The sequence below is a fragment of the Kitasatospora sp. NPDC059408 genome (assembly GCF_042751525.1).
GTDB lineage: Bacteria > Actinomycetota > Actinomycetes > Streptomycetales > Streptomycetaceae > Kitasatospora.
The window spans coordinates 1-25166 of record NZ_JBHYWI010000060.1 but is presented as its reverse complement, the minus strand read 5'-3'; the positions used below and the strand labels follow the sequence as shown (position 1 = coordinate 25166).

The window sequence follows — 25166 nt, the reverse complement described above, 5'->3', positions numbered from 1 at the left end:
GCGGTGAACGGGTTCGGACAGATCCTGATACGTCCGGTTCCTCCGGTATGAGAGTACGGCCGTGTGGTCCTGACTGCGCGTCGTGCGCGGTACCGTACGCGCCGCACTCCCGGGCTCAGCGGGGCGGGTTGGGGACCCCGGGGAACCAGCTCGCGCGGGTGGGCAGGGTGGCGCAGATCACGCCCAGGATCGAGCCGGCGAACATCCAGGCGAGCGAGGTGGCATTGGGCCACAGCACGGTGTCGCCCTCCGGCCGCGGCACGATGACGACGACCAGGGCGATGAACCAGCCGGCCGCGGGCAGGGCGGCGCCCAGCCGGGTGCCGGTGACGCGCAGTCCGCCGTAGAAGGTGGCGGCGGTCGCGCCGAGCGCGAGCAGGACCCCCACGGGCGGCCACAAGGCCTGCACAAAGGATCCGCAGACCGAGACCGCGAAGCCGAGCGCGAAGAACAGGACATACGCCACGAACCGGGCGCCGCGCGGGGGCTGAGCCTCGGCCAGGCGCTCGTCCCGGGTGCCGAGGACGGTGGCGGCGAACGAGCGCTTCGGCGCCTGCGGCGGCTTCCGGTCGGCGGGGCCGGCGGACCCGGCCGGCGTGCGGTCGGCGGACTTGTTCATCGGGCGCCCTCCTCGGCGGTCGCCGCAGCGGTCTCTTCGGCGGTGGTGCGCTCGGCGTCCAGGCCGGCGAACAGGTCGTCCTCGGGCCGTCCGGGCCCCGCCTGCCCGCGCACCAGCTGGTAGTACTCGGTGGCCACCAGCGGCTGGCCGAGGTGGTTGGAGAGCGCGAACGAGGCGCCGTCCACGGTGATCTGGGTGACGTGCGCGGCCATCGCGGCGGCCTTCCGCCCGGCGTACGCGGCGCCGTCCACCGCGGTGGTGACCATCGCGTCGTCCACCACCCCGGGGACGTCCGACGGGGCGGCCGTGCCCGGGAAGGCCGCGCCGGCGGCGGTGGCGGCGAGCCCGGCCTCGATCACCGAGCGGGGCATCCGGTTCCAGTACACCTTGGCGATCCGCCAGGCCGGGCCGAGCCCGGGCCCGTACGCCGGGTCGGCCGCGAGGTCGTACGCGCGCATCGCGACCCGGTGCGCCTGGATGTGGTCCGGGTGCCCGTAGCCGCCGTTCTCGTCGTACGTGACCAGGACCTGCGGCCGCACCTCGCGGATCACGGCGACGAGGTGGCCGGCCGCCTCGTCCACGTCGGCCCGCCAGAAGCAGCCGGGCGCGTCGTTCTCGGGCACGCCCATCATCCCGGAGTCGCGGTAGCGCCCCGGGCCGCCGAGGAAGCGGAAGTCGGTGACGCCGAGGGTGGCCATGGCGTCGGTCAGCTCGCCGATCCGGTGCGCGCCGAGGGCGTCGTCCCGATCGGCCGTCAGGTGCGCCAGCCCGGGCGGGATCACCTCGCCGCCCTCGCCGAGGGTGCAGGTCACCAGGGTGACGCGGGCGCCCTCGGCGGCGTACCGGGCCATGGTGGCGCCGTTGCCGATCGACTCGTCGTCGGGGTGGGCGTGCACCAGCAGCAGGCGGCGTCCGGTAGTCGAGGTCATGGGAGGAAGCCTAACGACCGGCCCGGCGGGCGCGGGAGCGCGCGCGGTTCAGAGCTTCAGGCCGTTGATCATCCCGGCGAGGTTGCTGGTGACCTGGCTGATCGACGGGGCGATGGAGCTGGACGCCAGGTAGAAGCCGAGCAGCGCGCAGATGATCGCGTGCGCGAGCTTCAGGCCGGAGCGACGGATCAGCACCACCACGATGACCAGCATCAGCATGGCTGCGGAGACGGACAAAGCCATGTCGGCTCACACCCCTTCTCGGGTGCGCCGCCCCCTGGGGAGGTCGGCGGTCGGACCGTGCGGGACTTGCGGTCGGGCGACCGGCGGTCCGGGACGGGGCCGGACGATCACCCGCCTGATCAGTCTTACCCGATGGGTGAGCGGAGCATTACGTTCGGTGAGTCCGCGCGCGCCGGGGTACGGCAGCACTCGTGGGGCGCATGGGCCGGTCGGAGGGGGTGCGGACCACTTTGGGGCGTACTTCCCGACGATGCTCCGAACGAGTGATCAAAACGCTCCCGGCAGCGCGCGCGAGAGGTCGTAGGGTCTGGCCATGACCTCCCACACCCCTGCGGACACCTTCCCCCGGCAGTACGCGCGGACCCTGCGCTACACCGTCGGCGCGCCCCGGTCGTTCTCCGTCGCACCGGACGGCTCCCGGGTCGTCTTCCTCCGCTCCCGCTCGGGCAGCGACCGGGCGAACCTGCTCTGGACCCTCGACACCGCCACCGCCGAGGAGCGGATCGCCGCCGACCCGGCCGTCCTGCTCGGCGGCGGCGAGGAGGACCTCTCCCCGGCCGAGAAGGCCCGCCGCGAGCGCAGCCGCGAGGGCTCGGCCGGCATCGTCGGCTACGCCCTCGACGCGGCCGGCCGGCTGGCCGCCTTCGCCCTGTCCGGCCGCCTGTTCACCGCCGACCTCGTGACCGGCGCCACCGCCGAACTCCCCGCCGAGGGCCCGCTGCTGGACCCGCGCCCGTCCCCGGACGGCAGGTACGTCGCGTACGCCAACACCGCCGGCGAACTGCGGCTCACCCGCACCGACGGCAGCGGCGACCGCGCCCTCGCCGAGCCCGACGGGCCGAACGTCACGTGGGGCCAGGCCGAGTTCATCGCCCAGGAGGAGATGAGCCGCGACCGCGGCCACTGGTGGTCCCCGCAGGGCGACCGGCTGCTGGTCGAGCGCGCCGACGACACCCCGGTGCGCCGCTGGTGGATCGCCGACCCGGCCAACCCGGAGCGCGAGCCCGCCGAGGTCGCCTACCCCGCCGCCGGCACCGCCGACGCCGAGGTCGGGCTCTGGGTGTTCGACCTGGACGGCGGCCGCACCGAGGTCGACTGGGACCGCGCGGCCTTCCCCTACCTCGCCCGGGTGCACTGGTCCGGGGGCGGCGTGCCGCTGCTGCTCGTCCAGGCCCGCGACCAGCGCAGCCAGCGGATCCTCGGCCTCGACGTCGCCACCGGCGCCACCGAGGTGCTGTTCGAGGAGCACGACGACACCTGGCTGGAGCTGTTCCAGGGCGTCCCGGCCTGGACGCCGGACGGCAAGCTCGTGCGGATCTCGGACGAGGGCGGGGGCCGGGCCCTGGTGATCGGCGACCAGGCCGTCACCGGGGACGACCTGCACCTGCGCTCCGTCGTCGCGGTCACCGCCGACGAGGTGTTCTTCACCGCCTCCGGCGGCGCCGCCGAGACCGACCCCGAGCCCGGCTGGGTCGCCGTCGGCCGGATCGGCCACGACGGCAAGCGGCTCGCCTGGGAGGCCGCCAACGGCCGCCCGTTCACCTCCGTCACCACCGCCGTGCACGCGGCCGGCATCACCGTCCGGGCCACCGCCGAGCCCGACCTGCCCGGCAGCCTCGTCCAGGTCTCCCGGGACCTGCCCGAGGGCGTGGTCGTCGACGACATCGCCACCATCGCCTCGTACGCCGAGACCCCGGTCATCACCGCCCGCCCGGTCTTCCGCTTCGCCGGCGAGCGCCGCATCCCCGCCGCCGTCTTCCTGCCCACCGGCTACGACCGCGAGCGCGACGGCCTGCTGCCCGTCCTCATGGACCCGTACGGCGGCCCGCACGGCCAGCGCGTCGTCCAGGCGCACAACCCGCACCTCACCTCGCAGTGGTTCGCCGACCAGGGCTTCGCGGTGATCGTCGCCGACGGGCGCGGCACCCCCGGGCGCGGTCCGGACTGGGAGAAGTCGATCGCCTTCGACTTCGCCGGGAGCACCCTGGACGACCAGGTGGACGCGCTCCAGGCGCTGGCCGGGGAGTTCCCGCTCGACCTCGGCAAGGTCGCCATCCGCGGCTGGTCCTACGGCGGCTACCTGTCCGCGCTCGCCGTGCTGCGCCGCCCGGACGTCTTCCACGCGGCCGTCGCCGGCGCGCCGGTGGCCGACTGGGAGCTGTACGACACCCACTACACCGAGCGCTACCTGGGCCACCCGGCCGAGCGGCCCGAGGTGTACGCGGCGAACTCGCTCACCGGGTACGCGGCCGGTCTGGAGCGCCCGCTGATGATCATCCACGGGCTCGCGGACGACAACGTGGTGGCCGCCCACACCCTGCGCCTGTCCTCCGCCCTGCTCGCCGCCGGCCGCCCGCACACCGTGCTGCCGCTGTCGGGCGTCACCCACATGACGCCGCAGGAGGAGGTCGCGGAGAACCTGCTGCTGCTCCAGGTCGACTTCGTGAAGCGCTCGCTGGGGATGTGACCCCGGCAGGGGCGCGCCAAGGCCCCTGACCAGCGGTTTCGGCGGGCGGTGACCCAGTCGGGGGGTACGGGCGGCCGGGGTTTTTCCCCCGGGGGGGGGGGCCCCAAGCCCCCGTACCCTGGGTTGGGGCGGGCCGTACCCCGCCCGGGGCCCCCCCCCCGCCGGCATGACATCCGTCATACGGAACGCACGACGGCGGACACTGCCGCCGTACCCGGCCCGCGCGGGACCCTGAGGTGGTGCGAACGGCACCGGACGCGACACCACCAGGGGACAGGAGCAGGGCGATGGGCACGGATGTGGCCGCCTTCCGCGGCGTCGGCAAGAGCTACGGGCGGGTACGGGCCGTCGACGGGCTGGACCTCGTGCTGCGGCCGGGCGAGACCGTCGCCCTGCTCGGGCCCAACGGCGCGGGCAAGTCGACCAGCCTCGACCTGCTGCTCGGCCTGCGGGAGCCCGACCAGGGCACCGTCTCGCTGTTCGGTACCGGCCCGCGCGAGGCGATCGCGGCCGGGCGGGTCGGCGCGATGCTGCAGAGCGGCGGGCTGATGGCCGACGTCAAGGTCCGCGAGCTGGTCAAGCTCGCCTGCGACGTCCACCCGCGCGGCCGCGCGGTCGCCCAGGTACTGACCGACGCGGGGGTCACCGAGCTGGCCGAGCGCCGGGTCGACAAGCTGTCCGGCGGCCAGGAGCAGCGGGTCCGCTTCGCCCTCGCGATCGCCGGCGACAGCGACCTGATCGTGCTGGACGAGCCCACCACCGGCATGGACGTCACCGTCCGGCAGGCGTTCTGGGCGAGCATGCGCGCCCAGGCCGACGCCGGGCGGACGGTGCTGTTCGCCACCCACTACCTGGAGGAGGCGGACTCGATCGCCGACCGCGTCCTGGTCCTGCACCGGGGCCGGCTGATCGCCGACGGCACCTCCGCGGAGATCAAGGCGCGTGCGGGCGCCCGCCGGGTGGCCTTCGAGCTCCACGACGCCGACCTCGCTCCGGACGCCGGCCCGTTCGACGGCGGCGTGCTGCGCGCCCTGCCGGGCGTGCAGTCCCTGGACGTCACCGCCCGCGTGCCCGGCGTGCGGACGGTCCGGATCCGGACGGCGGACGCGGACGCGAGCGTCGCCGGGCTCTACCGGGCGGGCCTGTACCCGCGCGGACTGGAGGTCACCGGGCTGGGCCTGGAGCAGGCCTTCCTCACCATCACCGGCGAGCAGGACGACCGCGATGACCGGAACGCCGCCCCGAAGGAGACCGTGCGATGACCACCCTGATCCAGCTGGAGATCCTGCGGACCTTCCGCAACCGGCGCTACCTGTTCTTCACCGTCGCCTACCCGGCGCTGATGTACTTCTTCTTCATCCACGCCTACGGCTCCGCCAACCAGGCCGGCGGCCTCCCGGTGAAGACCTACTTCATGGTCTCGATGGCCACCTTCGGCGCGGTCGGCGCGGTGCTCACCGGCAACGCGCAGCGGATCTCGCTGGAGCGCAAGAGCGGCTGGACGCGCCAGCTGCGGCTGACGGCGCTGCCGGGCCGGGCGTACACCGTCGGCAAGATCGCGGCGAGCGCGGTGACCACGCTGCCGGCGATCCTGGTGGTGTTCGCGGTCGGCGCGAGCCAGGGCGTGTCGCTGGGCGCCGCGCAGTGGATCGGCCTCGCGACCGCGCTGTGGCTGGGCAGCTTCGTGTTCGCCGCGCTCGGCGTGGCGCTCGGGTACGCGGCGGCGCCGGACTCGGTGCAGCCGATCGTGATGATCACCTACATGGCGATGGCGCTGCTCGGCGGCACCTGGTTCCCGGTGAGCGGTTCGCTGGAGAAGTTCGCCCGCTTCAACCCGGTGTTCCTGTACAACAAGCTGGCCGCCTTCACCCAGCCCGGGCACTCGCTGGACACCGTCGCCGTCGCGGGGCTGGCCGCCTTCCTCGCGGTGTTCGTCGCCGCCGCCACCGCCTTGTACCGGCGCGACACCCGACAGGCATGATGATCCACATGGACGACACCCGCCGCACCCACCGCACCGACGAGCAGCCGGAGGTGGGTGTGGCGCGCGCGTCGTTCATGAACGTCCCCGGATCCCCGGTGGAGACCAGGCGGCAGATGCTGGTCAAGGTCGCCTGGATGCTGCTGTGGATGCTCTACCTGGCCTACCCGGCGGGCGAGCTGCTGCGCGGCGGCCACAGCGAGGCCGCCCGGGTCTTCGGCTGGGTGTGCCTGGTCGGCTTCGTGGCCGCCTACGTCCTGCTGGTGATCTTCCGCTCGACGGCGGGGATGAAGCCGCGGGCCTGCCGGGTGATCGTCGCGATGATGGTCGTGCTCGCGGTCGTGGCCACCTTCGTCCTCGGCGGCACCTTCCTGACGCTCTTCATCTACGCCTCGGTCTGCCTCGCGATCATCACGCCGGTGCGGCTCGCGCCGCGCGCGCTCCTCGGCATGGCGGTGCTCACCGGCGCCACCGGCCTGGCCGTCGACGCCGGTTCGGACGCCACCACGACCTTCGCCCTCAGCGCCTTCCTCTCCGGCATCGCGATGACCGGCCTGCAGCGGCTCGTCGCCACCATGAAGGAGCTGCGCGAGGCCCGGGCCGCCGTCGCGCACCTGGCCGCCTCCGAGGAGCGGCTGCGGCTCGCCCGCGACCTGCACGACCTGCTCGGGCACTCGCTGTCGCTGATCACGCTGAAGAGCGAGCTCGCCGGGCGGTTCATGGACGCCGGGAAGGACGAGGCGGCGCGGGCGCAGGTCGCGGACATCGAGCAGGTGGCGCGGCAGTCGCTGATCGACGTCCGGGAGGCGGTGACCGGCTTCCGCCGGCCCACCCTGCCGGTCGAACTCGCCGCCGCCCGCACGGCGCTGGCCGCGGCGCAGGTGCGGCTGGACGCGTCGCCGGAGCTCGTCGACAGCTGGCCGGGCCTCGCCACCGAGGAGGCGGGCGCGCTGGCCTGGGCGTTGCGCGAGGCCGTCACCAACATCGTCCGTCACGGCGAGGGCGCCACCGTCTGCACCGTCACCGCCGACACGGCGTGGGAGGGCAGCGGCGAGCGCTTCGCCGTCCTGCAGATCACCGACGACGGGCGCGGCCCGGGCAAGTCCCAGCCGGGCAACGGGCTCTCGGGCCTGGACGAGCGCCTCGCCCTCGTCGGCGGCCGCCTGGAGAGCGGCCCGGGGGAGCGCGGCAAGGGCTTCCGGCTGCGCGCGATGGTGCCGCTGCGCGAGGTGCCGGCGCCGGTGACGCCGACGGCCGAGCGGTCGTAGGGGGAACGCAGAGGAGCCCGTGCGCGGGTGCGCACGGGCCCCTCCTGCTCACGGTGGGCGGACCGAGCCCCACGGGGTGCCGCCGGTCACCCCGGCCGCTGCGGTCAGCCGCAGGAGCTCGCCACCGCGCCGAGGCCGCTGATGTCGCCGAAGGCCGCCAGCAGGGCCTTCATGCGCTGTTCGAAGTTCTTGCCCTTGATGAGCAGCTTGGCGAGCTTCACCACGCCGCCGAACTTGCGGATCTTCGAGACCGCGAGCGCGTTGCCCGCGATGAAACCGCCGACGGCACCCACGCACTTGGCCAGGTGCCAGGCGTCGCCCCAGCCCCAGAACTGCGGGGTGACGGCGCCCTCCGGCGCGCCGGTGCCGGTCGCGTCGTCCGAGGACGCGTCGTCCGACGCCGCAGTGAGGTAGGCGAGGGCCGACGCCTGGGCGTCCTCGTCGTCCGGGTACATCGCCTGGACGACCTGGTCGAGCGAGGCGTCCTCCGGCAGGTCCGCCAGGCGGTCCTCCAGCCCGTCCTCGACGATCGTCGGGGCGGGCGTGCCCTCGAAGGCCTGGGCGAGGGCGTGCGCCTCGACGGTGGCCTGCGCGAGCCGGACGTTGTGCTGTTCGGTGGCGCTCGCCATGCCCGCACCACTGCCCAGTGCGAGAGCGGTGACGACCGTGACGGCGGCCATGCGGAGCTGGTTCTTGGTCACTTTCGTTTCCCTGTCTGTTGTGCGCACACAGGGGTCCTCGTATCCGTTCGGGAAGAAGTGCACAACCGCGAGCAGGATCCCCCGAATTGCGGCGCCGAAGCCCCCGAGCGCGCCGATCCCCGTCGGTCCGGGACGATCACGGATGATCGCGCCCCCGGCGGTGGTCGAGCCCGCCGGTCCGGACGAGTGGAAAACGTAGCGGAAACCGGTGACCAAGGCCCGTAAATGAGGGTGACCGGACCAACGTGATAGTGCAATTGTCAGCGGGGGACTGCTACTTGATAGTGGTCCGGACTGCACGGGTCCGAGAATCGGGGGAAGCGGCTGTGCCTGCGCACGGGGGAGACGCGACGTTGACGGCGGGGCCGGCCCGGGAGTCCGGGCCGGACGCCTACTGGTCCGCCACGACGGGTGACCTGGTCGAGTACCGGACCGGACTGGAGCGCGCCTGGCTGACGCTCCTCGACTTCGACCCGGGGATCACCGCCTTCGCCACCCGGCCGCTGCGGTTCGGCGCGGTCGACGACGACGGCCCGTGGCGGCACGCCCCGTTCGTCCTGGCGCGCCGCGCCGACGGCCGGAGCCTGGTCCTGGAGACCGACGAGCCGGCGCCCGGGCACCGGGCCGAGCGGGTCCGGCGCGCCTGCGCCGAACTGGGCTGGGACCACCGCCGGGTGGGCGAGCCGGACCGCCAGCGCCGGGCGAACGTGGAGTTCCTCTCCGGCGCGAGACGCCCGGTCCACCTCGGTGCGGAACTCGCCCCCCGGCTGCTGCGACTGGCCCGCGGCGGCACCACGATCGGCGGCCTGCTGGCCCGCATGCCGTACCCCGACCTGGCCCGCGGCGTGCTGTTCCACCTGATGTGGCACCACCGCGTGGTCGCCGACCTCGACGTACCCCTGCGGGAGGCGACCCTCGTCACGACCGCCGGGGAGCCGGCGTGACCCCGGCCACCCGCGGACCGTTCCGGCTGCACTGCGGCGCCCGGCTCTGGCTCGACGGCCGGCCGCACACCGTCACCGGCATCACCGACGACACGGTCCGGCTCCGCTCGGACACCGGAGCACTCACCCTGATCGGCGCCGGCGCCCTGCTCGCCGAGCCCACCTTCCGGCCGTACGGCCAGGCGCCGGACGGCACGGCCCCCGAGGAGGGCCGCCCGGACGCCGGCGCCCTGCTGGACCGGCTGAGTCCCCAGCAGTGGCGCGAACTCTTACGGGCCCAGGAGCACCTCCTGGAACTCACCACCGGCTACCGTTCCGGCTGCCCGGACGACTCCAGGCCGGACGAGCCCCGGGCCCAGTACGCGCCGGGGCTCTCCCTGACCCGCCGGGTGGAGAGCAAGGCCGCCGAACTCGGCTACGCGCCCGTGCAGATGTGGCGGCGCCTGAAGCGCTGGCGGGAGGAGGGCCTGTGGGGGCTGGTGGACCGCCGCTCGCTGCGCCGCTCCGGCCCCGCCGGCCCGGCGGGCGCACCCGCGAAGCCCGACCGGGCCGAGCCGCCGGAGATCCCCGGCCTGCCCCTGGTGGCGGACCGCCCCGGCGCGGTGGTGCTGGTCGACACCGTCCCGCTGGACGTGAGCGCCGTCGACCCGGCCACCGGCGCCGTGACCCCGGTCGGCCTGACCGCCGCCGTCGACCTCTGCACCCGCAGCCTGCTGGGCTGGCGCCTGCTGCCGGGCGGTGCGGGGCCGGTGGACGCCGGGCTCGTGATCGCCGACGCCCTCGTGCCCGAGCCGATGCGGCCGGGCTGGCCGGACGATCTGCGGCACCGGACGCTGCGGCTGCCCTGCGAACCGCTGCTGGCGGCGGACGAGCGGTTCGCGGCCGCCGCGGCCCGTCCGGTGGTCTTCCCCGAGCGGATCGTCGTCGACCGCGGCGCGGCGGTCGTCCCGGAGACGGTCAAGGACGTCTGCCGCCGCTACGGCATCGTCGTCCAGGGCGGCCGGGCGTACCCGCCGGCCGGAAAACCCCAGGCCGTCGCCGCCCTCGCGCACGTCCGGGCGCAGTTCGCCGCCCACCTCGCCGGCCGCGGCGAGGAGCCGGACCGCCCCCGGACGACCGGCGAACTGGAGGAGCTCTTCGCCGAGTACGCCGTCGCCGGCTACCAGCGCCGCCGCCAGCCCGGACTGGCCCTGCCCGGCCTGCCCGGCCCCGACCTCAGCCCGAACGAGGCCTACCGGCTCGCGGTCCACCGCTGCGGCTACATCGCCGCCCCGCGCGATCCGGCGCTGTTCCTCGAACTCCTCCCGATCCACTGGGCCGTGATCCGCCCCGACGGGGTGCACAAGGACGGCCTGCGCTACGACGGCCGCGCGCTGCGGCGCCACGTCGGACGGCCGTCGCCGTACCCCGGGGGCCGGTGGCCGATCCGCTACGACCCCCGCGACCCCGGCCGGGTCCACTTCCACGACCCGGGCACCGGGACGTGGTCGGCGCTGGCCAGGACCTCCGGCCCGGGCGGGGTCGAGCCGTTCGCGGACCTGACGCCGGCTCTGCGGGAGGTCCTCGCCCACCGCGGCGCCCGCACCGGCGCCGTCCCCGCGCAGCGCGGCCCGCTGAGCCGGGAGCGGGCCGCCGAACCGGCCGGCGGACTCCCGGGGGAGCAGGCCGCCGTGCCAAGATCAGCCAATGAGTGACGATCAGAACGGCCCCTCGATCCGCGTGCTGCTGGCCGAGGACCAGGGGATGGTCCGGGAGGCGCTGGCGGCGCTGCTCGGACTGGAGGGGGACATCGACGTCGTGGCGCAGGTGGGCCGCGGCGACGAGGTGGTGGCGGCGGTGCTGGCGAACGACGTCCAGGTCGCCGTACTGGACATCGAGATGCCCGGCATGACGGGCATCGAGGCGGCGGCGAAGCTGCACCGGGAGGCGCCGGGGACGAAGGTCGTGATCGCGACGACCTTCGGGCGGCCCGGCTACCTGCGGCGGGCGATGGAGTCCGGCGCGGACGCGTTCCTGGTGAAGGACGCGCCCGCCTCCGAACTCGCCGAGGCGATCCGCCGGGTGCTGCGCGGGGAGCGGGTGATCGACCCGGCGCTGGCCGCCGCCGCGCTGGCCGAGGGCGCCAACCCGCTGACCGCCCGCGAGCGGGACGTCCTCGGGGCGGCGGCGGACGGCGCGGTGAACGCGGACATCGCCAAGCGCCTGCACCTGTCCGAGGGCACGGTCCGCAACTACCTCTCGATGGCGATCCAGAAGACCGAGGCCCGCAACCGCACCGAGGCGGTCCGCATCGCCCGCGAGAAGGGCTGGCTGTAGTCCGTCGGTCGAGTCAGTTGAGCCGGTGCCGGGCCGCCCTGGCCTCCTGGCGGACCTTGGCCGCCGCGTCCGGGTCGAAGGCGTCGAGGATCTCGGCGTAGGCGTCCATCTCGGCCGAGCCGCCGAGGAAGTCCCCGGTCCGGACGAGGAGTTCGGCGCGTTCGAGGCGCAGCTGGGCGGGGTGGCGGGGGAGCAGCAGGGCGAGTTCGGTGGCCCAGAGCTGGGTGCGGGCGTGTTCGGGCCGTTCGGAGGCCCAGGCCCGGATGTTGCCGAGGACGCGGTGGACGATGTCGAGCGGCTGGGCGGGGGTGAGCAGCGCGGGCGCGAAGGGGTGCCCGGTGGCCTCGACGAGGCGCTCGGCGTCGCCGGGGTCGAGCAGCCGTCCGCCGTGGAAGGGGTCGGCCAGGACGTACTCCTCGCCGCCGGCCGGGCCGCCGACGGCGACGATGAAGTGGCCGGGCAGCGCGATGCCGTGGACGGTGAGCCCGGCCCGCCGGCCGACCGCCATCCACACCAGGGACAGCGTGATGGGCAGCCCGCGCCGTCGCCGCAGGACCTCCGGCAGCAGCGAGGACTCCAGCCGCCGGTAGTCGGACTGCCGCCCGTGGAACCGCTCCCGCCCGCCGAGGACGGCGGCGAGCAGGGCGGCGGTCTCCTCGGGCCCGGCGGGGGCGCGTTCGGCGACCGCGAGGCGGACGGCGGCGGCGTGCCGGTCGAGGGCGGCCCCGCACGCGGCGAGCAGGGCGTCGAGGCCCGGCGGCTCGCCGGGGTCGTCCGGGTCGGTGAGGGGGCCGTGTTCGGCGGCGGCGAGCAGGCAGAGCAGCACGGGGTCGGGCTGTTCGGCGCGGGCGGCGGTCCGGAAGCGGTCTCTGCTCTGCTCGGTCACGGTGACGGCGACGGCTTTCCTACGGCGGGCGGGCGATCGGGCAAGCGGTGGCCTGGGCTACCCCTGGGGCGGCCGGGCGTAGTGGTAAGTGTGACTGGTCGTGAAGCCGAGTCCGTCATAGAGCGCGACCGCACCGTCGTTGTCCGCCTCGACCTGCAGGTAGGCCCCGGTGGCGCCCTCCTCGGCGGCGCGGGCGGCGAGCACCGCCATGACGGCCGTGGCCAGCCCGGCCCGCCGGGCGTGCGGCTGGACCTCGATGGCGCCGAAGCAGGCCCACGCTCCGTCGACGACGCAGCGTCCGATGGCCAGCGGCGGCCGTCCCGCGGCGCCGGGCACGGTGGCGAACCAGACCGAGGGCCCGCCGTGCAGGACCCGCCTGGCGGCCTCGCGCACCGCCGGGTCCGCGCTCAGCTTCCCGTACAGGGACATCCAGTCGGGCCCGGCCGTGCGGGAGAGCCGCACCCGGTCGTGCCCGGAGCCGATCCTGGCGAGTGCGGCCAGCGGGGCGGTGCGCACCAGCGTCGGCGACTGCGCGGGGCCGAGCAGTTCGCGCAGTCCGTCCGCGGTGCCGGGCGTGACGACCTCGACGAGGGCGGGCAGTTCGCGCTCGGCGTACCAGTCCCGGACGGCGGCCAGTGCCGCCGGCAGCGGCAGCCCGGGGTCGCCGAGCGCCTGGACGGAGTTGGCCCGCTGGGTGAACCCGGCCGAGGCGCGCAGGGTCCACTCGCCGAGCGCCTCCTGCTCGACGCCGGGCCAGCCGCGCGCCGCGATCCGCTGGAGCTCGACCGGAGTCGCGGCCGGCAGCGGGGTCCGTCGGGCCGGGAAGAGCGGGACCACCTTGCCCGCGACCAGCAGTTTCTCGGGGAAGGAGACCGGCTCGCCCGCGCGGGGCACGACCGTCAACCCGTGATCGTCCCACGATGTGAGCACGCCGATCACATCACGGAAGACCGGCCGGTCGTCCACGAACCCGGACAGCCGTCGGGCGGACACGCGTCGTCCCACGTCGGAGCGATCTATCCGGACCTCCGGACGGTCCTGCGGACGGCTGCTTTCCGGGCCGCCTGCCGTCATCTGGGCACCTCCTGTGCATTTGCGGTCTCCGACCCGCGATACTAGGGGCGGGCATCGACGACGCCGCGCTCACCGCGCACGCGAGCAGAACAGAACGGGCCGCCAGGGCCCTTCCGAGGAGGAACGACAGCGTGACTTACGTCATCGCGCAGCCTTGTGTCGACGTGAAGGACAAGGCGTGCATCGAAGAGTGCCCGGTTGACTGCATCTACGAGGGCGAGCGATCGCTCTACATCCACCCGGATGAGTGTGTCGACTGTGGCGCTTGCGAGCCGGTCTGCCCGGTCGAGGCGATCTTCTACGAGGACGACACTCCGGAGGAGTGGAAGGACTACTACAAGGCGAACGTCGAGTTCTTCGACGACCTCGGTTCGCCCGGTGGCGCCTCGAAGCTCGGCCTGATCGAGCGTGACCACCCGTTCATCGCCGCTCTGCCGCCGCAGAACGCCGACCACTGACGATCGGTGGCATCTGAGCTGTGAGCACCGACAACAGCACGCGCGCGCCGTTCCCGGGCCACCCGGGGGCGGCGCGCCGCGTTTCGGACCGCCTGCCCGTCTTCCCGTGGGACAAGCTGGAGCCGTACAAGCGGACGGCCCTCGCCCACCCGGGCGGCCTGTGCGACTTCTCCGTCGGCACCCCCGTCGACCCGGTCCCCGAGGTGATCCAGAAGGCGCTGGCCGCCCACTCGGACACCCCCGGCTACCCGACCGTCTGGGGCCCGCTGGAGCTGCGCGAGGCGATCGCCGGCTGGCTGCGCCGCCGCTGCGGCGCCGAGATCGGCCCGCAGGCCGTGCTGCCGACCATCGGCTCCAAGGAGCTGGTGGCCTGGCTGCCGACCCAGCTCGGCCTCGGCCCGGGCGACCAGGTCGCCTACCCGCGCCTCGCCTACCCCACCTACGAGGTGGGCGCGCGGCTGTGCGGCGCGGAGCCCGTCGAGTACGACTCGGTGGACGAGCTGGACGGCTCGCGCGTGCGCCTGCTCTGGGTGAACACGCCGTCCAACCCGACCGGCCGGGTGCTCGGCGCGGACGAGCTGCGCCGCACCGTCGCGTGGGCCAGGGAGCACCGGGTGCTGCTGGTCAGCGACGAGTGCTACCTGGAGCTCGGCTGGGAGGCCGAGCCGGTGTCCGTCCTGCGCCCGGACGTGTGCGGGGGCGACCACGAGGGCCTGCTGGCCGTCCACTCGCTCTCCAAGCGCTCCAACCTGGCCGGCTACCGCTCCTCCTTCCTGGCGGGCGACCCGGTCGTGGTCAAGGAGCTGCTGGGGCTGCGCAAGCACGGCGGCATGATGGTCGCCGCGCCCGTGCAGGCCGCGACGATCGCCGCGCTGGACGACGACGCCCACGTGGCCGAGCAGCGGGAGCGCTACGCGGCCCGGCGCTCGGCGCTGCGGGCGGCCCTGGAGGCGTACGGCTTCCGGATCGAGCACTCGGAGGCGAGCCTCTACCTGTGGGCCACCCAGGACCGCCCGTGCTGGGAGACGGTGGCCGAACTGGCCGCCCTCGGCATCCTGGTGGCGCCCGGGGAGTTCTACGGCCCGGCCGGCGGGCAGTTCGTCCGGGTCGCCTTCACGGCGACGGACGAGCGGGTCGCCGCGGCCGTCGAGCGGCTGAACGCGGCGGCGCGCTAGCGGGACCGCACGAAGGGCCGGTGTCCGCCTCGGACACCGGCCCTTCGCCGTCTTCGTCGTACGTCGTCGAGGCCCCGTCAGCGGGCCCGTCCGGGGGTGGCCTAGAGGCCGACGCCGCCGCCGTTCACGGCGCCCAGCAGGCCGCCGATCGGGCCCAGCGCACCGGTGACGCCGGACAGCGGGTTGTTCGGGCCGAGGTCGGCGCCGCCGAGGCGGTTGGCCGAGCCGTGCTCGGCGAGGCCGAGGACGTCGGCGCCAGGCAGGGCGCCCGCCAGGCCGCCGGCCGGCAGCGAGCGCTCGACGGAGCCCAGCGGCAGCGCGTCGGTGACGGCGCTGGTGCTGGGCACGCCGTTGGTGAGGCTGCCGAGGCTGGGCACCTGCTTGGCGACCGAGCCGGTCTGGGCGAGCCCGCCGACCGGGCTGGCGGCGCTGCGGGTGCCCATGGCCTTGCCGGTGACGGCCTCGCCGAGCTTGCCGGCCAGCGCGGAGGCGACCTTCGGGGTGACGGCGGAGAGCTGCCCGGTGGTGGCGGCGGTCTGGTCGACCGGGGCGGTCAGCGAGCTGGCCTTCTCGTTCGCCTCGGGCAGCTGGTGGGCGACGATGTTGCCGGCGGCGTCGGCGGAGGCCGGTACGCCCGCGGCGACGGTGGCGGCGCCGGTGGTCCCGGCGGCCTCGCCGAGCTGGTGGGTGGTGTGCTGGAGGCTGGAACCCGCGTCGGTGTTGGTCAGCTGGCCCAGCGGAGCGGCGAGGTCGCTCTTGGGCAGCAGGGCGTCGCCGCCCAGGGCGGACGCGGAGCCGGCCGCGACCAGCGGGGTCGCTCCGGCCGCCACGACGAGCGCGGCCTGGGCGATCCGGCGCGTGAGGGGGTGAGACATGGGGCTCCTCGAAGGGTCTGGGTCCGTCCCGTCCGCCGGGTGGACGACCGGGCGGACGACGTTGTTACCGCTTGAGAAGCCAGAAGGTTTCGGCCGGTGCAAGGAAAGTGTCCGACCGACCATCGGATCGTATGACCGCGCGGGGGTGCCCTGGCGGAGCCCGTCGGAGCCCGTGGATCCTGCACCGGGCAAGGGGAGTGACGGTTCTCCGGCGGGGGTCGCCGGAACGGGCGGCCGGTCCACAAAGGTTGACCGGAATCACCCGTCCGGCGGCAACCCGTACGTCAGTGCGTCAGCTCTTGTCGGACGGCGCCAGGGTGACCTGGACGAGCTTGGTCGTCGTCCCCGTCGGCTGCGACTGCCAGCCGTCCTCCGACGAGGTCTTGCGCCAGATCTTCCCGTCGTAGGCCACCGTCGCGATGCCCAGCTGCTGCGCCTGGGCGACCGCCCAGTGCGCGACCTCCCAGCCGCTCGCCCGCTCGGCGGCCGCGGCGGCGTCGGCCCCGGCGTCCGCCGAGGTGGTCAGCGCGGCGGCGGCCGGGTCCGGGGTCAGCGCGACGGCGTTCTCGGCTCCCTTGATCGACGACGTGTAGCCGGGGGCCGCGGCGACCGTGCGGCCGAACTCGCGGCGCACCCGGTCGGAGAGCACCTGGGTGCGGTCCGGCGCCGCCGCCGGGGTCGCGGAGGCGGACGCGGTCGGCGAGGCGGAGTCCGCGGAGTCGTCCGTCCCCGGCTTGGCGTAGTCGTGCACGACGCAGCTGAACGAGGCGGGCTCGCGGCCGGCCAGCGCCGAGGTGAGCAGTGTCGCCTTGGTCTCGTGCTTGGCGTACGCCTGCGGGTAGCCGCTCTTCTGCACCGCCTGGGCGGCGTCGGTCAGCGGCAGCCGGGTGTAGCCGGGCACCTTGACCAGGCCGTCCAGGAACTTGTTGGTCGCGTAGACCGGGTCCTGGATCTGCGCCGCGGTGCCCCAGCCCATCGAGGGGCGCTGCTGGAACAGGCCGAGCGAGTCCCGGTCGCCGCCGGCGAGGTTGCGCAGCTTGGACTCCTGCATGGCCGTGGCCAGCGAGATCGCCGTCGCCCGGTCCGGCAGCCCGCGCGAGCGGGCCACCGCGGCGATCGTCGCGGCGTTGGCGGCCTGCGACACCTCCAGGGTGCCCTCGCCGGTCGCGGTCTTCACCGTGCAGCCCTCGGGCTCGGTGCCCTTGAAACCGAACCACCAGATGCCGACCACGGCCGCCCCGCCGACGAGCGCGAGACCGAGCAGCCCGACGATCACGAGCAGCAGGGCACGCAGCGGCCCGCGGCGGGGGGGCTCCAATTCGTCGCCCTGGTCCTCGCTGCTCTTCTTCCTGGCCACCCTCGCCCCTCTCGCGCCTGCTTCTTGATCCGACACCGTACCCACTCGGACGGGTGTGCGGCGCCCCCCGGTTGCCGTTACGCTTCGCCGACCCTGTCACAGGACCGCTACGCAGGGTCTCCGCGGCGCGCACTAGGCTGGCGTCATGAGCAGCCCCGAGACGACGCCCCTGGACCTCACCCTCGACGGCGGCACGCTGACCGCCCGCCTCGTCGACTTCCCGTCCGTGAGCGGCGACGAGCAGCCGCTCGCCGACGCCGTGGAGGCCGCCCTGCGCGCCTACCCGCACCTGACCGTCGACCGGTACGGGAACAACGTGGTGGCCCGCACCCGCCTCGGCCGCTCCGAGCGGGTCCTGCTGGCCGGCCACCTGGACACCGTCCCGATCGCCGACAACGTGCCCTCGTACGTCGACGGGGACCTGCTCTACGGCTGCGGCACCTCGGACATGAAGTCCGGCGTCGCCGTCCAGCTGCGGCTCGCGGCCACGCTGCCCGAGCCCAACCGCGACCTGACCTTCGTGTTCTACGACTGCGAGGAGGTGGAGGCCCACCGCAACGGCCTCGGCCACCTCGCCAGGGAGCGGCCCGACTGGCTGGCCGCCGACTTCGCGGTGCTGCTGGAGCCCAGTGGCGGCGTCGTCGAGGGCGGCTGCCAGGGCACCCTGCGGGCCCAGGTCAGGCTCACCGGCGTGCGCGCCCACGCGGCCCGCAGCTGGCTCGGCGACAACGCCATCCACCACGCCGCCGAGGTGCTCTCCCGGCTCGCGGCCTACGAGCCGCGCCGGGTGGAGATCGACGGCCTGGAGTACCGCGAGGGCCTGAACGCGGTGCGGATCGACGGCGGCGTGGCCGGCAACGTCATCCCGGACGAGTGCGTCGTGACGGTCAACTTCCGCTACGCGCCGGACCGCAGCGAGGCGGAGGCGGAGAAGCACGTCCGCGAGGTCTTCGACGGCTTCGAGGTGACCGTCACCGACTTCGCCCCCGGCGCCCTGCCCGGCCTCGCCCAGCCGGCCGCGCAGGCCTTCCTGGCGGCCACCGGCGGCCAGGCCAGGGCCAAGTTCGGCTGGACCGACGTCGCCCGCTTCAGCGCGCTCGGCGTCCCGGCGGTCAACTACGGCCCCGGAGACCCGAACCTCGCGCACAAGCGGGAGGAGCACTGCTCGCTGAGCGCCATCGCCGAGGCCGAGGAGCGGCTGCGCGCCTGGCTCACCAGCTGACCGCCGGCCGCCCGGCAGCTGATCCGATCAGAAGCCGAACGCCATCTTCCGGTTCCCCAACCGACCTTCCCCCGTTGCCTGAAAACGGGGGAGGTCCGGCGTAGGGTTTCGTCATGACAGGCACCGGAGACGAGAAGCAGTACGGGCACGGCCCCGAGCAGGTCGGCGTGCCGCGGAAGAAGAAGGCCTGGCCGGAGAAGCAGAAGGGCCCGGTGCTGGTGCGCCGGGACCAGGTCGGCACGAGCACCACGGACCAGCGCCTGCTGGACACCACCGGGCCGACCGACTGGCTGCACACCGATCCGTGGCGGGTGCTGCGGATCACCTCGGAGTTCGTCGAGGGCTTCGGCGCCCTCGCCGAACTCCCGCCCGCGATCAGCGTGTTCGGCTCGGCCCGGACGCCGGTCGACTCGCCCGAGTACGAGTCCGGCGTGGCCATCGGCCGCGCGCTCGCCGAGGCCGGCTACGCGGTGATCACCGGCGGCGGCCCGGGGGCCATGGAGGCCGCCAACCGCGGCGCCTCCGAGGCCGGCGGCCTGAGCGTGGGCCTCGGCATCGAGCTGCCCTTCGAGCAGGGGCTCAACGAGTTCGTCGACCTCGGGCTGAACTTCCGTTACTTCTTCGTCCGCAAGACGATGTTCGTGAAGTACGCCCAGGGCTTCGTGGTCCTGCCCGGCGGGCTGGGCACGCTGGACGAGCTGTTCGAGGCGCTCACCCTCGTCCAGACGAAGAAGGTCACCCGCTTCCCGGTGATCCTCTTCGGCAGCTCCTACTGGGGCGGGCTCTACGAGTGGCTCAAGAACACCCTCGTCGCGCAGGGCAAGGCGGCCCCGCGCGACCTGGAGCTGTTCCACATCACCGACGAGATCGACGACGTCCTGAAGATCCTCGCCGACGCCCGCCGGCCGGTCAACGAGATCTGAGCCGACGGGATCCGAGTCGACGGGATCCGGGCAAGCGGGATCCGGGCCGACCGGATCCGGGCGCCGCGGTCAGGCCAGTCCCCGGCGGGCCACCGCCGGGGGCCGGGTGCCCCGGATCGAGGCGACCATGTCCAGCACCTGCCGGGTCTCGGCGACCTGGTGCACCCGGTAGACCCGCGCGCCCAGCCAGGCCGAGACGGCCGTCGTCGCGAGCGTGCCCAGCAGCCGCTCGTCCACCGGCTTGTCGAGCGTCTCGCCGACGAAGTCCTTGTTGGACAGCGACACCAGCACCGGGAAGCCGGTCGCGGTCATCTCCGGCAGCCGCCGGGTCGCCTCCAGCGAGTGCCGGGTGTTCTTGCCGAAGTCGTGCCCGGGGTCGATGATCAGCGCGTCCCGCCGCACGCCCAGCTCCACGGCCCGCTCGGCCAGGCCGACGGTCACCCGCAGGATGTCCGCCATGACGTCCTCGTAGCCCACCCGGTGCGGCCGGGTGCGCGGCTCGGCGCCGCCCGCGTGCGTGCAGACCAGCCCCGCGTCGTACCGCGCGGCCACCTCGGCGAGCTTCGGGTCCACCCCGCCCCAGGCGTCGTTCAGCAGGTCCGCGCCGGCCTCGCAGACCGCCTCGCCGACCTCGTGCCGCCAGGTGTCCACGCTGATCACGGCGTCCGGGTGGCGCTTTCGCAGCTCCGCGACGAACGGCACCGTGCGGCGCAGCTCCTCCTCGACGGTGACCTCGTCGCCCGGCCCGGCCTTGACCCCGCCGATGTCCAGGATCGCGGCGCCCTCGGCCACCGCCCGGTCGGCGGCCGCGAAGGCGGCCTCGTCCGCGAACGTCGCCCCCCGGTCGAAGAACGAGTCCGGGGTCCGGTTGACGATGGCCATGATCACCAGCTCGTCGTCACCGAATTCGCGCGGTCCCAGGCGCAGCGCCACCGATGTCTCCTCCACGGCTCCCCAGGGTGCGATGATGGCCCCCGGCCTCACTAGGGACCATGCTGTCATGATCAGCGCGGTCCGGGCACCTGACAGCAGGCCGGCCGGGAAGTCGGGAGGACAGCTCGTGTTCTGGGTGATCGTGGTCGCCATGGCCGTGGTGGTCGGCGGCGCCGCGCTGGTGGCGCTCGGCGGCGGCGGTTCGATGCCCGAGGCGGTTCAGGACCGCCTCGCGGCGCGGCTGCCGCAGGACCGTCCGCTGCACAAGACGGACGTGGACGACCTGCGCCTGCCGATGGCCGTGCGCGGCTACCGGATGGACGAGGTCGACGACGTCCTGGACCGCCTCGGCGCCGAACTCGCCTACCGCGACTCGCGGATCGCCGAACTGGAGGCCGCCGCCCACCTGCGCGGCGCGGTCGAGGCCACCACGGGACCCGACGCCGGCGCCGAACCGCTGCCGGGCCTGGAGGCGTTCGCCAAGGTCGTCGAGCCGGCCGGGGCGCCCGAGGACGCGAAGCCGGTGGAGGACCGGTGACCGGTCCGCAGGACGGCACCGTCCTCGGCGCCGACGGCCTGCGCCGCTGCGGCTGGGGCGACTCGACCGACGACTACCGGGTCTACCACGACACCGAGTGGGGCCGCCCGGTGCACGGCGACGACGCCCTGTTCGAGCGGGTCTGCCTGGAGGCCTTCCAGTCCGGCCTGTCCTGGCTGACCATCCTGCGCCGCCGCGAGGGCTTCCGGGCCGCGTTCGCCGGTTTCGAGATCGCCGCGGTCGCCGAGTTCGGCGAGGCCGACGTCGAGCGGCTGCTCGCCGACGCCGGCATCATCCGCAACCGGGCCAAGATCGAGGCGGCCATCGCCAACGCCCGGGTCGCCCGCGGGCTCGACGGCGGCCTGGAGGAGCTGATCTGGGGCTTCGCCGGCGACCCGGACCGGCCGGCCCCCCGCACGCTCGCGGAGGTGCCGGCCGTCACGCCCGGGTCGACGGCGCTCGCGAAGGCGCTCAAGAAGGAGGGCTTCCGCTTCGTCGGCCCCACCACCGCCTACGCGCTCATGCAGGCCTGCGGCCTGGTCGACGACCACCTGGCGGCCTGCCACGTGCGCACCGAGCTCCGGGGCCCGTCCGGCAAGGCCCGGCGGCCCCGGTAACGCGGCGCTCAGCGGCCCCGGTAGGCGGGCTTCTCCTTGGCGATGAAGGCGCGGACCGCGATCCGGTGGTCCTCGCTCTCACCGGCCAGGGTCTGCAGCTCGTCCTCCTTGTCGAGCAGTTCGTCCAGCGAGTGCGAAGCCCCGTACGCCAGCGACTCCTTGATGGCGCCGTAGGCCACCGTCGGGCCCTCGGCCAGCTCGCGGGCGAAGACCCGTGCGGTGGCGGCCAGTTCCTCGGGCGCGACGACCTTGGTGGCCAGGCCCAGCTCCATCGCCTCGGTGGCCCTGACCGTCCGCGGCAGCATCAGCAGCTCGGTGGCCTTGGCGTGCCCGACCAGCCGGGGGAGCGTCCAGGAGGCGCCCGAGTCCGCGGTCAGCCCGATCCCGGCGAACGCGGTGTTGAAGCCGGCCTTCTCGGACAGGATCCGGAAGTCGCAGGCGAAGGCGAGCGAGGCGCCCGCGCCCGCCGCGACGCCGCCGACCGCCGCGACGGTCGGCTTGCGCATGCCCGCCAGCGCCCGCACCAGCGGGTTGTAGTGCTCGGCGACGGTCCGCAGCGCGCCCTCACCGGTCTCGTCGGCCCGCTTGAGCATCGCGAGGTGCTCGTTGAGGTCCTGTCCGACGCAGAACGCGCGCTCGCCCGCCCCGGTCAGCAGCACGGCGCGCACCGCCGGGTCGGCCGCCGCGGCGGTCATCGTGTCCCGCAGCGCGACCTTCGTCGCGACGTCCAGCGCGTTCATCGCCTCCGGACGGTTGATCGTGATGACGGCCAGGCCGCCGTCCAGCTCGTACAGCACGGAATCGGACATGGGCGAGGGGTCTCCCTTGTGATCGCTGCGGTCTCGTCGGGTGTCAGGATGCCGGAGCACCGGGCCGCCTGGGGAGTGTGAGGTATCGCACCTTCCGGTGGTGTCCGCACCGCCGGCGTGCCGGGGCTTATGACGGCAAATGCGGCGGTTGGGGCGGATCCGGCCGAGGTTGCACCGAGAGTGATGTTGGTCATCAGGCCGTGGCATGCGGGATAATGGCTTCCGATCAATGCGTTCGATACCGGCGGTGGACGGACTGCCGGTGCGTAGCTGAGCGGTTGCAGGAAGGGGAACGAGCATGGCGGCCATGAAGCCGCGGACGGGTGACGGCCCGCTCGAAGTCACCAAAGAGGGGCGGGGCATCATCATGCGCGTTCCGCTCGAAGGCGGCGGACGCCTCGTGGTGGAGCTCACGCCTGACGAGGCCGACGCCCTCGGCGAGGCCCTGAAGAAGGCCTGCGGCTGACCGCAGCGGGTGCTCCCCATCTCCTGGAGATGTACTGCCGGCCCGGGTCCGACGTCATGTCGGCCCGGGCCGGCGGCTTCCCGGGACCGGCCCGGGACCGGCCCGGAGGCGCTCCCGGGGGCGCTCAGCGCTTGACGGCGCAGAGCAGCCCGTCCGAGACCGGCAGCAGCGCGGGCAGCAGCCCGTCGCTCTCCCGGACGTCCTGGACCAGGTTGCGCACCGCGTCCGTCTGCGGGTCCTGCAGCTCCGGCTCGGCCAGCCGGCCCTCCTGGAAGACCCCCTCGAAGCAGACCATCCCGCCCGGCCGCAGCAGCCGCAGCGCCTCCGCCAGGTACTCCCGCGACTCCGCCGGATCGCCGTCGCAGAACACCAGGTCGTACTGGCCGTCCGCGAGCCTCGGCAGCACCTCCAGCGCCCGTCCCGGTATGAACCGCGAGCGGTTGGCCGCGAAACCCGCCGCCTGGTACGCCTCGCGCGCCAGCTGCTGGCGCACCGGCTCGGAGTCCACCGTGGTCAGCACGCCGTCCGGCCGCATCCCGCGCAGCAGGTAGACCCCGGAGACGCCCGTCCCGGTACCGATCTCGGCGACCGCCTTGGCGTCCAGCGCGGCCGCCATCAGTCTCAGGCACGCCCCGCCGCTCGGCCCGATCGCCCTTATCCCCGTCCGCGCGGACTGCGCCCGGGCGTAGGTCAGCACCGCGTCCTCGCCCACGTAGGTGTCTGCGAGGGCCGCGCGCGCGGGCCCGAACTCGCTGATGGCTGCCTCTTTCGGAGCCCCGGGTGGCGGCCCGGTGCCGGGGGATGTCGATATTTCCTGCCACAGATTACTGGCCGGGCGGGAACCGCGTACGGCGGCGGGCCGTTGTGAGGAGGGACCGGGTGCGGGAGACCTCCCGGGCACTTTTATCCGGGCTTGACGGGTGAGGTGGATATGGTGGTGGCCCTGCTGGGCAGAAGAGCCGACCGAGGAGGTGTGGCCGAGGGCGACGTCCCCGTGCGGCGGCACGTCCGCGGCACCGCGTCGGCCCGTACGCCGAAGCCCGTGATGAACCAGCCTGCGCACTCCGACCTGGACCAGCCCGCCGCCGCGACGCCGGACGCCGGTACCACCGAGGCCCCCGCCCTCGCGACCTTCACCGAGGGCCCCGACGCGCAGTCCTGGACTCCCCCCACGTGGGAGGAGATCGTCGAGGCCCACAGTGCCCGCGTCTACCGCCTGGCCTACCGCCTGACGGGCAACCAGCACGACGCCGAGGATCTCACGCAGGAGGTCTTCGTCCGGGTGTTCCGTTCGCTGTCCACCTACACCCCCGGCACGTTCGAGGGCTGGCTGCACCGGATCACCACCAACCTGTTCCTGGACATGGTCCGCCGCCGCCAGCGCATCCGCTTCGACGCGCTCGGCGACGACGCGGCCGAGCGCCTCGCCTCCCGCGAGCCCAGCCCGGCCCAGCACTTCAGCGACACCCACTTCGACGCCGACGTCCAGCAGGCGCTGGACACCCTCGCGCCGGAGTTCCGCGCCGCCGTGGTGCTCTGCGACATCGAGGGCCTGTCCTACGAGGAGATCGCCGCCACGCTGGGCGTCAAGCTCGGCACCGTCCGCAGCCGCATCCACCGCGGCCGCTCCCACCTGCGCGCCGCGCTCAAGCACCGCGCCCCCGGCTCTGCCCCCGGGCGCGAGCGCCGCGGCGGCTCGGAGGAGCCGGTGCCGGTGGGCGCCGCCGCCGGCGAGGTCCCGGCCGCACCGGGCGGGCGCGGACGGAGGCGATCGTGAGCGGAACCGGCCGCTCGGGGTCGGGTCGTCCGGAGCCGTCCGGCCGGTCCGCCGCCAGGCGGGGCTGGTCCCTGCCCGGCCGCCGCGGCGGTGACGAGCCGGGCGAGCCGCTGCCGTCCGCCGCCCCGCTGCCCGGCGACGCCGAGCTGCGGGCCGTGGCCGTGCGCCCCGCCGAGCCCGCCGCCGAGGAGCACCACCTCGGCGAGCGGCTGTCCGCCTTCCTGGACGGCGAGCTCGGGCACGACTCCCGCGAACGCGTCCAGGCCCACCTGGCGACCTGCCCGCAGTGCCTGGCCGAGGCGGACGAGGGCCGCGGCGTCAAGCACCTGCTGACCCGCACCGGCACCCCCGGCCCCTCCTCGGGCCTGATGGCCCGCCTGATGGCCGTCGGGAGCCTGCCGGACGACGAGCAGCCCGGCTCCGACTGGCGCGACGGCCGGGACGACGACGACCTGCCCGGCGGCGGCGTCACCGGCCCCGGCACGCTCGGCGGCAGCCGGCTCGACGGCGGCTCCTTCGGCCGCGGCGCCGGCGCCTCCTTCGGCGCGGGCGCGCTCGGCGCCGGCACCCCGCTGCCCGGGGTCGACC

27 protein-coding genes are annotated in these 25166 nt (G+C 74.5%); 16 read left to right on the top strand and 11 right to left on the bottom strand.

Annotated elements, in window-relative coordinates; translation table 11 throughout:
• Nucleotides 1-115 precede the first annotated feature (115 nt).
• Genes ACFXDE_RS31460 through ACFXDE_RS31450 form a run of 3 tightly spaced genes read right to left on the bottom strand, consistent with a single transcriptional unit; the run spans nt 116 to nt 1791 of the window.
• The gene (locus ACFXDE_RS31460; protein WP_380438159.1) at nt 116-619 is read right to left on the bottom strand and encodes a DUF6113 family protein; all 504 of its coding nucleotides are present in this window, start codon (nt 617-619) and stop codon (nt 116-118) included.
• Complete coding sequence (gene mshB, locus ACFXDE_RS31455; RefSeq protein ID WP_380498025.1) at nt 616-1548, bottom strand: N-acetyl-1-D-myo-inositol-2-amino-2-deoxy-alpha-D-glucopyranoside deacetylase; 933 nt, start codon at nt 1546-1548, stop codon at nt 616-618. Before mshB ends, ACFXDE_RS31460 begins: the two co-directional genes overlap by 4 nt.
• A 48-nt stretch (nt 1549-1596) precedes the next feature.
• Nucleotides 1597-1791: a DUF2304 family protein gene (locus ACFXDE_RS31450; protein ID WP_063347949.1), complete on the bottom strand. Its 195-nt coding sequence runs from the start codon at nt 1789-1791 to the stop codon at nt 1597-1599.
• 313 nt (nt 1792-2104) lie between these two features.
• On the opposite strand from ACFXDE_RS31450, the gene ACFXDE_RS31445 reads away from it, so the two are divergent.
• From ACFXDE_RS31445 to ACFXDE_RS31430, 4 genes are all read left to right on the top strand, one after another.
• Entirely contained in the window at nt 2105-4258 is a 2154-nt protein-coding gene (locus ACFXDE_RS31445) for a prolyl oligopeptidase family serine peptidase (RefSeq protein ID WP_380498024.1), read from the top strand.
• Between the two features lie 287 nt (nt 4259-4545).
• Entirely contained in the window at nt 4546-5520 is a 975-nt protein-coding gene (locus ACFXDE_RS31440) for an ABC transporter ATP-binding protein (RefSeq protein WP_380498023.1), read from the top strand.
• Complete coding sequence (locus tag ACFXDE_RS31435) at nt 5517-6239, top strand: ABC transporter permease (RefSeq protein WP_380498022.1); 723 nt, start codon at nt 5517-5519, stop codon at nt 6237-6239. The genes ACFXDE_RS31440 and ACFXDE_RS31435 overlap by 4 nt, the downstream gene beginning before the upstream one ends.
• A gap of 8 nt (nt 6240-6247) precedes the next feature.
• Nucleotides 6248-7507, top strand: a complete 1260-nt coding sequence (locus ACFXDE_RS31430) for a sensor histidine kinase (RefSeq protein ID WP_380498021.1) — start codon at nt 6248-6250, stop codon at nt 7505-7507.
• A gap of 104 nt (nt 7508-7611) precedes the next feature.
• Here the strand turns inward: ACFXDE_RS31430 and ACFXDE_RS31425 are convergent, their stop codons facing one another.
• A complete protein-coding gene (locus tag ACFXDE_RS31425) occupies nt 7612-8208 on the bottom strand; it encodes a hypothetical protein (protein WP_380498020.1) in 597 nt (198 codons plus the stop codon).
• 353 nt (nt 8209-8561) lie between these two features.
• Between ACFXDE_RS31425 and ACFXDE_RS31420 the strand changes: the two genes are divergently transcribed.
• The 3 genes from ACFXDE_RS31420 to ACFXDE_RS31410 are packed head-to-tail and all read left to right on the top strand — an operon-like array spanning nt 8562 to nt 11468.
• Complete coding sequence (locus ACFXDE_RS31420) at nt 8562-9152, top strand: TnsA-like heteromeric transposase endonuclease subunit (protein WP_380498019.1); 591 nt, start codon at nt 8562-8564, stop codon at nt 9150-9152.
• The gene (locus ACFXDE_RS31415) at nt 9149-10846 is read left to right on the top strand and encodes a Mu transposase C-terminal domain-containing protein (protein ID WP_380498018.1); all 1698 of its coding nucleotides are present in this window, start codon (nt 9149-9151) and stop codon (nt 10844-10846) included. Before ACFXDE_RS31420 ends, ACFXDE_RS31415 begins: the two co-directional genes overlap by 4 nt.
• The gene (locus tag ACFXDE_RS31410; protein WP_359963282.1) at nt 10839-11468 is read left to right on the top strand and encodes a response regulator transcription factor; all 630 of its coding nucleotides are present in this window, start codon (nt 10839-10841) and stop codon (nt 11466-11468) included. Before ACFXDE_RS31415 ends, ACFXDE_RS31410 begins: the two co-directional genes overlap by 8 nt.
• Before the next feature lie 13 nt (nt 11469-11481).
• Here the strand turns inward: ACFXDE_RS31410 and ACFXDE_RS31405 are convergent, their stop codons facing one another.
• Both ACFXDE_RS31405 and ACFXDE_RS31400 read right to left on the bottom strand, forming a co-directional pair.
• Complete coding sequence (locus ACFXDE_RS31405; protein ID WP_380438180.1) at nt 11482-12354, bottom strand: transglutaminase family protein; 873 nt, start codon at nt 12352-12354, stop codon at nt 11482-11484.
• Nucleotides 12355-12411: 57 nt separating this feature from the next.
• Entirely contained in the window at nt 12412-13428 is a 1017-nt protein-coding gene (locus ACFXDE_RS31400) for a GNAT family N-acetyltransferase (protein ID WP_380498017.1), read from the bottom strand.
• 131 nt (nt 13429-13559) lie between these two features.
• On the opposite strand from ACFXDE_RS31400, the gene fdxA reads away from it, so the two are divergent.
• Both fdxA and dapC read left to right on the top strand, forming a co-directional pair.
• The gene (gene fdxA, locus ACFXDE_RS31395) at nt 13560-13886 is read left to right on the top strand and encodes a ferredoxin (protein ID WP_030061559.1); all 327 of its coding nucleotides are present in this window, start codon (nt 13560-13562) and stop codon (nt 13884-13886) included.
• A gap of 20 nt (nt 13887-13906) precedes the next feature.
• Nucleotides 13907-15061: a succinyldiaminopimelate transaminase gene (gene dapC / locus ACFXDE_RS31390; protein WP_380498016.1), complete on the top strand. Its 1155-nt coding sequence runs from the start codon at nt 13907-13909 to the stop codon at nt 15059-15061.
• A gap of 101 nt (nt 15062-15162) precedes the next feature.
• On the opposite strand, the gene ACFXDE_RS31385 is transcribed toward dapC, so the two are convergent.
• The gene (locus ACFXDE_RS31385; protein WP_380438186.1) at nt 15163-15936 is read right to left on the bottom strand and encodes a hypothetical protein; all 774 of its coding nucleotides are present in this window, start codon (nt 15934-15936) and stop codon (nt 15163-15165) included.
• Between the two features lie 292 nt (nt 15937-16228).
• Nucleotides 16229-17293 carry a hypothetical protein gene (locus ACFXDE_RS31380; RefSeq protein WP_380498015.1) on the bottom strand — a complete coding sequence of 355 codons (1065 nt, stop codon included), beginning with the start codon at nt 17291-17293 and terminating at the stop codon, nt 16229-16231.
• A 145-nt stretch (nt 17294-17438) separates the two neighbouring features.
• Here ACFXDE_RS31380 and dapE point away from each other — a divergent pair, with 145 nt between their 5' ends.
• Complete coding sequence (gene dapE, locus ACFXDE_RS31375; RefSeq protein WP_380438190.1) at nt 17439-18515, top strand: succinyl-diaminopimelate desuccinylase; 1077 nt, start codon at nt 17439-17441, stop codon at nt 18513-18515.
• 113 nt (nt 18516-18628) lie between these two features.
• On the top strand, nt 18629-19438 hold the full coding sequence (locus ACFXDE_RS31370) for a TIGR00730 family Rossman fold protein (RefSeq protein ID WP_380438192.1): 810 nt from the start codon (nt 18629-18631) through the stop codon (nt 19436-19438).
• Nucleotides 19439-19507: 69 nt separating this feature from the next.
• Here the strand turns inward: ACFXDE_RS31370 and folP are convergent, their stop codons facing one another.
• Complete coding sequence (gene folP, locus ACFXDE_RS31365) at nt 19508-20320, bottom strand: dihydropteroate synthase (RefSeq protein WP_380438276.1); 813 nt, start codon at nt 20318-20320, stop codon at nt 19508-19510.
• 118 nt (nt 20321-20438) lie between these two features.
• Here folP and ACFXDE_RS31360 point away from each other — a divergent pair, with 118 nt between their 5' ends.
• A complete protein-coding gene (locus ACFXDE_RS31360) occupies nt 20439-20909 on the top strand; it encodes a DivIVA domain-containing protein (protein ID WP_380438194.1) in 471 nt (156 codons plus the stop codon).
• Nucleotides 20906-21526, top strand: coding sequence for a DNA-3-methyladenine glycosylase I (locus ACFXDE_RS31355; RefSeq protein WP_380498014.1), 621 nt, complete (start codon nt 20906-20908; stop codon nt 21524-21526). Before ACFXDE_RS31360 ends, ACFXDE_RS31355 begins: the two co-directional genes overlap by 4 nt.
• 8 nt (nt 21527-21534) lie before the next feature.
• On the opposite strand, the gene ACFXDE_RS31350 is transcribed toward ACFXDE_RS31355, so the two are convergent.
• Complete coding sequence (locus tag ACFXDE_RS31350) at nt 21535-22335, bottom strand: enoyl-CoA hydratase-related protein (protein ID WP_380438198.1); 801 nt, start codon at nt 22333-22335, stop codon at nt 21535-21537.
• 298 nt (nt 22336-22633) lie between these two features.
• Here ACFXDE_RS31350 and ACFXDE_RS31345 point away from each other — a divergent pair, with 298 nt between their 5' ends.
• Complete coding sequence (locus ACFXDE_RS31345) at nt 22634-22801, top strand: DUF3117 domain-containing protein (protein WP_014137929.1); 168 nt, start codon at nt 22634-22636, stop codon at nt 22799-22801.
• A gap of 124 nt (nt 22802-22925) precedes the next feature.
• Here the strand turns inward: ACFXDE_RS31345 and ACFXDE_RS31340 are convergent, their stop codons facing one another.
• The gene (locus ACFXDE_RS31340; RefSeq protein WP_329928162.1) at nt 22926-23558 is read right to left on the bottom strand and encodes an O-methyltransferase; all 633 of its coding nucleotides are present in this window, start codon (nt 23556-23558) and stop codon (nt 22926-22928) included.
• Between the two features lie 288 nt (nt 23559-23846).
• On the opposite strand from ACFXDE_RS31340, the gene sigE reads away from it, so the two are divergent.
• A complete protein-coding gene (sigE, locus tag ACFXDE_RS31335) occupies nt 23847-24578 on the top strand; it encodes an RNA polymerase sigma factor SigE (RefSeq protein ID WP_380438278.1) in 732 nt (243 codons plus the stop codon).
• On the top strand, nt 24575-25166 hold a 592-nt coding region (locus ACFXDE_RS31330), incomplete at its 3' end, for a zf-HC2 domain-containing protein (RefSeq protein WP_380498013.1). The genes sigE and ACFXDE_RS31330, both read left to right, overlap by 4 nt.